Source organism: Dellaglioa sp. CoH-56-MRSF-11 (genome assembly GCF_056782135.1).
Genome location: NZ_JBXAYE010000002.1, coordinates 50,069 through 57,039 on the forward strand (window position 1 = coordinate 50,069; position 6,971 = coordinate 57,039).

The 6,971-nt window shown below is 32.5% G+C and carries 9 protein-coding genes; all 9 read left to right on the forward strand.

The genetic code is table 11. From position 1 onward, the window contains the following. The first annotated feature begins 43 nt into the window (after positions 1–43). Positions 44–781 (forward strand): ABC transporter ATP-binding protein, encoded by a 738-nt coding sequence (locus AC1RPT_RS02130; RefSeq protein ID WP_481761190.1) that lies wholly within the window; start codon positions 44–46, stop codon positions 779–781. After that, positions 778–1,995 carry an ABC transporter permease gene (locus AC1RPT_RS02135; protein ID WP_481761191.1) on the forward strand — a complete coding sequence of 406 codons (1,218 nt, stop codon included), beginning with the start codon at positions 778–780 and terminating at the stop codon, positions 1,993–1,995. Before AC1RPT_RS02130 ends, AC1RPT_RS02135 begins: the two co-directional genes overlap by 4 nt. A gap of 65 nt (positions 1,996–2,060) precedes the next feature. Next, positions 2,061–2,849 carry a phosphotransferase gene (locus AC1RPT_RS02140; protein WP_481761192.1) on the forward strand — a complete coding sequence of 263 codons (789 nt, stop codon included), beginning with the start codon at positions 2,061–2,063 and terminating at the stop codon, positions 2,847–2,849. A gap of 74 nt (positions 2,850–2,923) precedes the next feature. Further along, positions 2,924–3,583: a tRNA (guanosine(46)-N7)-methyltransferase TrmB gene (gene trmB / locus AC1RPT_RS02145; RefSeq protein WP_409022703.1), complete on the forward strand. Its 660-nt coding sequence runs from the start codon at positions 2,924–2,926 to the stop codon at positions 3,581–3,583. A gap of 165 nt (positions 3,584–3,748) precedes the next feature. Next, positions 3,749–4,828 carry a glutamyl aminopeptidase gene (gene pepA, locus AC1RPT_RS02150; protein ID WP_409022702.1) on the forward strand — a complete coding sequence of 360 codons (1,080 nt, stop codon included), beginning with the start codon at positions 3,749–3,751 and terminating at the stop codon, positions 4,826–4,828. A 5-nt stretch (positions 4,829–4,833) separates the two neighbouring features. Continuing rightward, complete coding sequence (locus AC1RPT_RS02155; protein ID WP_409022701.1) at positions 4,834–5,154, forward strand: thioredoxin family protein; 321 nt, start codon at positions 4,834–4,836, stop codon at positions 5,152–5,154. Positions 5,155–5,172: 18 nt separating this feature from the next. Then, positions 5,173–5,631, forward strand: a complete 459-nt coding sequence (locus AC1RPT_RS02160) for a universal stress protein (RefSeq protein ID WP_481761193.1) — start codon at positions 5,173–5,175, stop codon at positions 5,629–5,631. Positions 5,632–5,633: 2 nt separating this feature from the next. Beyond that, positions 5,634–6,272 (forward strand): YtpR family tRNA-binding protein, encoded by a 639-nt coding sequence (gene ytpR / locus AC1RPT_RS02165; protein ID WP_481761194.1) that lies wholly within the window; start codon positions 5,634–5,636, stop codon positions 6,270–6,272. A 65-nt stretch (positions 6,273–6,337) separates the two neighbouring features. After that, on the forward strand, positions 6,338–6,971 hold a 634-nt coding region (locus AC1RPT_RS02170), incomplete at its 3' end, for a hypothetical protein (protein WP_481761195.1).

Below are 6,971 nucleotides of genomic sequence, written 5' to 3' on the forward strand. Positions count from 1 at the left end.
TATAATTAAAGGCATAAATAAATTGTAAATGGGGAATTAGAAAATGACATTAGAAGTTAAAAATTTAGTGGGTGGTTACTCTCAAATACCAGTTTTAAAAGATATTTCTTTTGAAGTTAAACCTGGAAATGTCGTTGGCTTAATTGGTTTAAATGGTGCAGGTAAATCGACTACAATCAATCATATAATTGGGTTATTAACCCCGCAAAAAGGAACTATTAAATTAAATGGCGTAACCTTAAGGGAAGATAGCCAGGCTTATAAATCACATTTAGCATATATTCCTGAAACGCCTATTCTTTATGAAGAATTAACATTAAAAGAACACATTGAACTCTCAATGATGGCTTATGGATTGAATGAAACTAAGGCATGGAAAAAAGCTAATGAATTACTTAAAATATTTAGACTTGATAACAAGTTAGAATGGTTTCCCGCTAACTTTTCAAAAGGGATGAAACAAAAAGTTATGATTGTCTGTGCTTTTTTAACAGAATCTGATTTTTATGTTATTGATGAGCCATTTCTCGGGCTAGACCCCTTAGCAATTAACGATTTATTAGAGTTAATTGTTGCTGAAAAGAAGCGTGGCGCAAGTGTCTTAATGTCAACTCACGTTTTAGCCACAGCTGAAAAGTATTGCGATTGGTTCATTTTACTGAATAAAGGTGAAATTAAAACACAAGGAACAATGGTTGAATTAAGACAAGCCTATAAGAATCCAGATGCTTCCTTAGATGAAATTTATCTTGGTTTAACTAAGGAAGAGGTAACAAAATGAAAGACTTATGGACAACACGTTTAAAAAGTCATCAGTTATTATTATTAAAATATTTACGATATGTTTTGAATGATCATTTTGTTGTTGCAATTATGTTTTTTGTTGGTGGACTTGGTTTGGCTTATTCAAATGGGCTAAAGGTGATGCCTGTTAATTTAGTTTGGTATCGGCCTGCATTAGTGATTGGATTACTGGTGATTTTACAAATCGGCCGTTTAAGTACGTTATTAAAAGAAGCGGATATTGTTTTTCTTTTACCACAGGAACATGCATTAATTAGTTATTTAAAAAAGGCAAAACGCTATTCAACAGTTATGGCCAGCTTAATGCAAGTTGGATTTATTGTGTTACTTATCCCAGTTATGATGATTGGAATGAAAATCTCAGTAATCAATATTATTTTCTTGATTTTAACGCAACTATGCTTGAAAAATAATTGGTTAGTCATTTCATTACTTGAAAAATATCAAAATAACCGGTTTAGTTGGGGAAGTATCAAATTAGTTAATATTTTATTGCCTATTTTGATTTATATCCTTGGATTATATGGTACGTTTATTCTGAGTTTTATCGTTGCTATTTTAAGTAGCTTTGTTTTAAATCAGCTAGCTGCAAAAGGATTTAAGGAAATCTTTGATTGGAAAAAAGCAATCAGTTTTGAAGAAAATAGAATGTTAGGGATTTACCGTTTCTTTAATTTATTTACTGATGTACCAATGGTTAGAGGGAATGTTAAGAGAAGAGTGTACCTTGATTTCATTTTAAATCATATTAAAAAAGATGACGCAAATGTTTATACATTTTTATATGCAAGGGGATTTATTCGCGGAACTGAATTTAGTGGCTTATTTATTAGATTAACTCTAATTGGAGCGCTAATTATTGCATTTATTTCAAATGGTTGGCTAGCACTCGCATTTTTAATCTTATTTATTTATCTGATTGGTTTTCAATTGTTACCTTTTGCAAAACATTACGATAATATTATTTTTACTAGACTATATCCAAAAGGAAAAGAGTATCAAATTAAGAATTTCAAAAAGTTTACATTAACAATTATAAGTGTAAGTGCAGTACTTTTTAATATCGCAATCTATATTGGTACAGGACAATTTTTAATGATGGGTTATGGTGTTTTGGTGAGTTTAGTGGAAATAATGCTGTTTACTAATGTTTACTTAGTTACCAGAGTTAAAAAAATCCTTGACGTATAATAGGGATGTTTGTAAGATGAAACTATAGCATCAGAGCTTAGTCGGGAAAAAGAGGTAATAATAGTATGGATTTTAATTTAGATCCCGGTTGGCAATTGTTACCAATTGGTGGAGATACAGGCACTGCATACATGGGTACACGTGCACAAGAAAAGGTGTTTTTGAAACAAAATATGTCACCTTTTTTAGCTGCGCTCTCAGTTGCTGGTATTACACCAAAATTAATTTGGACTAAGCGAATCTCAAGTGGGGATACAATAACTGCACAAGAGTGGCTAAATGGACGAAACCTTCATTCTGATGAAATGGATCAAAAAATGGTTCCTGAATTATTATCTAAAATTCATCGCTCAAAGCAATTAAAAAATATGTTGAGACAGGTTGGTGGAGAAGTTATCACACCTAGTGGCTTATTAGCTAATTATTTTGACGATTTGAGTGATGATTTAAAGCAGCACCCCTTGCTATCAAAAATGTTTCAGCAATTAAATGAACATCAACCTGAACTATCAACGGATAAGTATACAGTTTGTCATGGTGATTTGAATCATCGAAATTGGTTACAGTCTGATACTAATCAATTATATTTAGTTGATTGGGAGTCAGCAAAAATTGCTGATCCTGCTATGGATTTGAGCTTAGTTATGTCTGAATACATTCCAGATACACAATGGAGTAGTTGGCTGAGTGGTTATCATGAGTCATTGGAGAATAACGATTTATTAAACAGAATAAACTGGTACATTATAATAGCAAAATTACAACGAATAAAAAAAGCACATCAATTAAGTCGATTTCATGAAATGAATCAGGCAATAATAGAATTACAAAAATATAATATAAAAATGGATTAAAAAGTAAGTGGGGCTAAAACGATTAATACGTTCTAGCCCCACTTACTTTATCAAATGAAATGAGGATATATAAGTTGAGATTAAGAAATAAAGCATGGGCTGAACCGTTAATTGCAGAACATCCGGAACTACTTGTAACATCACCTAATCAGTTTAAGGGTAAATGGCAATCAAGATTTGAGAAAAAACAACCACTTTTTATTGAAATAGGTATGGGTAAGGGTGGATTTATTATGGGAATGGCTAGAAAATTTCCGGAATATAATTTTATCGGAATTGAATTGCAAACGACAATTGCAGCAATTACGTTGAAGAAACAAGTTGAAGCACAAATTCCAAATTTACAATTAATTTTAGGTAACGGTGATTCGGTAACTGAATTTTTTGATGATAATGAAGTTGATGGCATTTATTTGAATTTTTCAGATCCTTGGCCTAAAACAAGACAAGCCAAACGTCGACTTACTCATGGCAGTTTCTTAAAAGGCTATGAAAAAGTTATGAAAAATGATGGTCATCTTGAATTTAAGACAGATAATCGTGGCTTGTTTGAATACTCATTAGTTAGTTTAAATGAGTATGGAATGGGTTATGATCAAGTTTGGCTTGATTTACATGCAAGCGTTGAAGCTGAAGATAATGTCATGACTGAATATGAAGAAAAATTTAGTAAAAAGGGACAGCCTATCTATAAGTTAGAAGCACATTTTAATACGTCTAAAAATCTGGAATAAAAATTCCAGATTTTTTTTGTAAAAACGCCGTTACATAGTAACTAAGCTACATTCATGGATTCTTTTATGGTACTATTATATAATATAAAGTAAGAAATATTAAGCTAAGTGAGTAGACAAAATTGGGACTAATTCGTCCAATAAAATGAAAAGGGGCTCTCTAATATGAATGATAAAACGTTTAATTTAGTTAAAACAATGACTGAACTTCAGGCAACAAGTGGATTTGAAAATAACGTACGTGATGTAATGCGCGAAAAAATGACACCAAATGTTGATGAGGTTGTTCAGGATGGTTTGGGTGGGATTTTTGGTATCCGTAAAAATGCAGATATAAATGCACCTAAAATTATGACCGCTGCTCATATGGACGAAGTTGGATTCATGCTTGCCGCAATTAATGACAATGGGTTATTTTCAGTTCGCCCACTTGGTGGATGGAATCCATTTGTTGTTTCTTCACAACGATTCACACTAACAACACGATCAGGTCAAACGTACCCAATAATTTCTTCTTCAGTATCACCTCATTTATTGCGTGGTGATAATCATCAAAATGCAACACCACAAATTAATGATATTTTATTTGATGGTGGATTTGAATCTGCAAGTGAAGCAAAAGAGTTTGGTATTGCACCAGGAGATTATATTGTTCCGGATGTTGAAACAATTAAAACAGCTAATGGTAAAAATATTATTAGTAAGGCATGGGATAACCGTTACGGTTGTACTGCAGTACTGGAAACACTTGAAAAATTAAAAGACGTAACATTACCAAATACTTTATTCGCTGGTGCTAATGTTCAAGAAGAAGTTGGACTACGAGGCACGCCAGGTGCAGTAAATATGCTGAAACCTGATTTATTTTTTGCTGTCGACTGTTCAGCAGCAAATGATATTGAAACAACAAAGGGAACATTTGGACATCTTGGTGAAGGAACGTTGATCAGAATTTATGATCCAAGATTAGTAACGCTTCCTAGATTAAAAGAATTTTTATTGGATACTGCTTCGGATAACAATATTCCTTATCAGTACTTTGTTTCTCAAGGTGGTACTGATGCTGGCGCAGCTCAAACAGCAAATAATGGTATTCCAAGTTCTGTTATTGGCGTTTGTGCACGTTATATTCATACGCATCAAACAATGTTCTCAATCAGAGACTATGAAGCAGCAAAAGAATTACTTGAAAAAACAATTTTAGGATTGGACCGTTCAACTGTCGATACAATCATTAAGGGGTAGTTAGATTGGAAAAATTAAAAGTTTTAGAAAAAGATAAATTAAATGAATTATTATTGAATGGTAAATCATTGTTTTATTTTACGGCAGGTTGGTGTCCAGACTGTAACTTTATTGAACCATTAATGCCTGAAATTGAAGCAGAGTATTCCGATTTTAAATTCTATAAAGTAGATCGCGATGAACAAATTGAACTTTGCCAAGATTGGGGTATTTTTGGTATTCCGAGTTTTGTTGCATACAATAACGGTGTTGAGCTTGATCGTTATGTGAATAAAGAGCGTAAAACGAAAGAACAAATCGAATCATTTATGAACAAATTAGACTAAACCATTGGGGTGATAGTGATGTTTGAACAAGTTTATAAAAGAGTAATGGTCGGGATAGATGGAAGTGTGCAATCTGAACGTGCATTTAATCAGGCAGTTGAGAGTACTTTAAAAAACGAGGCTAGTTTAATAGTTGTACATGTTGTTGAGCGAAGTGTTGACAATACATTTTCTGAAGATGAAGATGACGTTACAACTGAAGTTAAGCGATTAAATGATACCTTAGCCGACTACAAACAAATTGCGATAGATAAGGGCGTTATTGATGTTGAAACTATTTTAGTATATGGATCTTCTAAAGTTTTATTAAGTCGTGAAATACCAGAAGAAAAACATATTGATTTAATTATGGTTGGGCAAACAGGGGCTAACGTTGTTGAAAGATTTGTGAATGGATCAACAACAGATGCAATTCTAAGAAATGCGCCATGTGACGTCTTAGTCATTAGTGATAATAAGAAGGGAACTCATAAATAAATATGTTAATAGCAAGTTATAATTTAAAGAACGTTGGCGATACATTAATGGTTGTTTTACGTGAAGAGGTAGAAAACCAAAAGTCAGAATTAAAAAATAATGTCGTTCGTATTTTCAATGAAAAATCGAATGAAACGTTGGGATTTAATTTTCTAGAAATCTCTAAAGAATCACTTGATTTAGTAGGTAACGGACAAATCTTTTTAGATGAAAAACAAGTAGAAAAATTAAATCAACTTATCGTTGCTGCTGGATTTAAGGATGTACTTGTTGTCGATGACGATCCTAAATTTGTTGTGGGATATGTAGCTGAATGTAATGAACATCCTGATTCTGATCATTTGCATATCACAAAAATTGAAGTCAATAATGGTGAGACACTAGATATCGTTTGTGGTGCACCTAATATTGAACAAGGTCAGCTTGTTGTTGTTGCTAAAGTTGGCGCAATGATGCCAACTGGGGCTATTATTTGGCCGGGTAAATTACGTGGTATTGATAGTTATGGCATGGTTTGTTCAGCTCAAGAGTTGGCTATTCCTAATGCTCCAACTGTCCATGGTATTTTAGTTTTAGATGAAAAGATGAATCATGTTGGTGATGCATTCGATTTTGAGAAGGCAGCCAAATTATTTGCATAATATAGATTTATAAAAACTAATTGCGGTTATTGCAATTAGTTTTTTACATAGTTAGGATGAAATTAATGGAGCGTTACGATGGACCTGCATTTTATAAGAAAACGTTAAAAAAAGATGTAAATAAACCACATCACAATGAGAAATTTGCGCGCAAAGAGACAAAGATAGATAGTCAAAGTGAAAAAGCACAAATTAATCGCTATTCTCGAGGTTTCAAACCAAAACAAATCCCCACATTTTTTACAAATAAAAAGCAAAATAAAAACGTAAGGTATCGGAAAATTTTAGTTCAATTAACTAAAGCAAAGGATACTTATTTACTGTTTGATGATTTTGCTGAAGAGGAAAATCAAGTATCTAATAATGATGAAAATACGTTATATTCTGTGGATAGTGTAGCTAAAAAAATAGTACCAGAAGTAGATTCAGTAATCGAAGATAATAAACAAGAAGATACTTTATTACAAAATACAAATTTAGAGCCTGATGTGTTTGATGAAAAAAATGAACAGATAAAAAAAGCAAATATAAATGTAGTTGCTAATAACAAGCACGCTTTAGCTCGAGGATTATTTGAAATATCAGTTTCTGAGAATGAGGCTCAAAATGAATTAGCCGTTTTTAAAAATAAACCTGAAGTTTTGTCACGTGAAGAACTTGCATTTGTAAGTACCAATCACCAAACTAATGAAGAAGTAC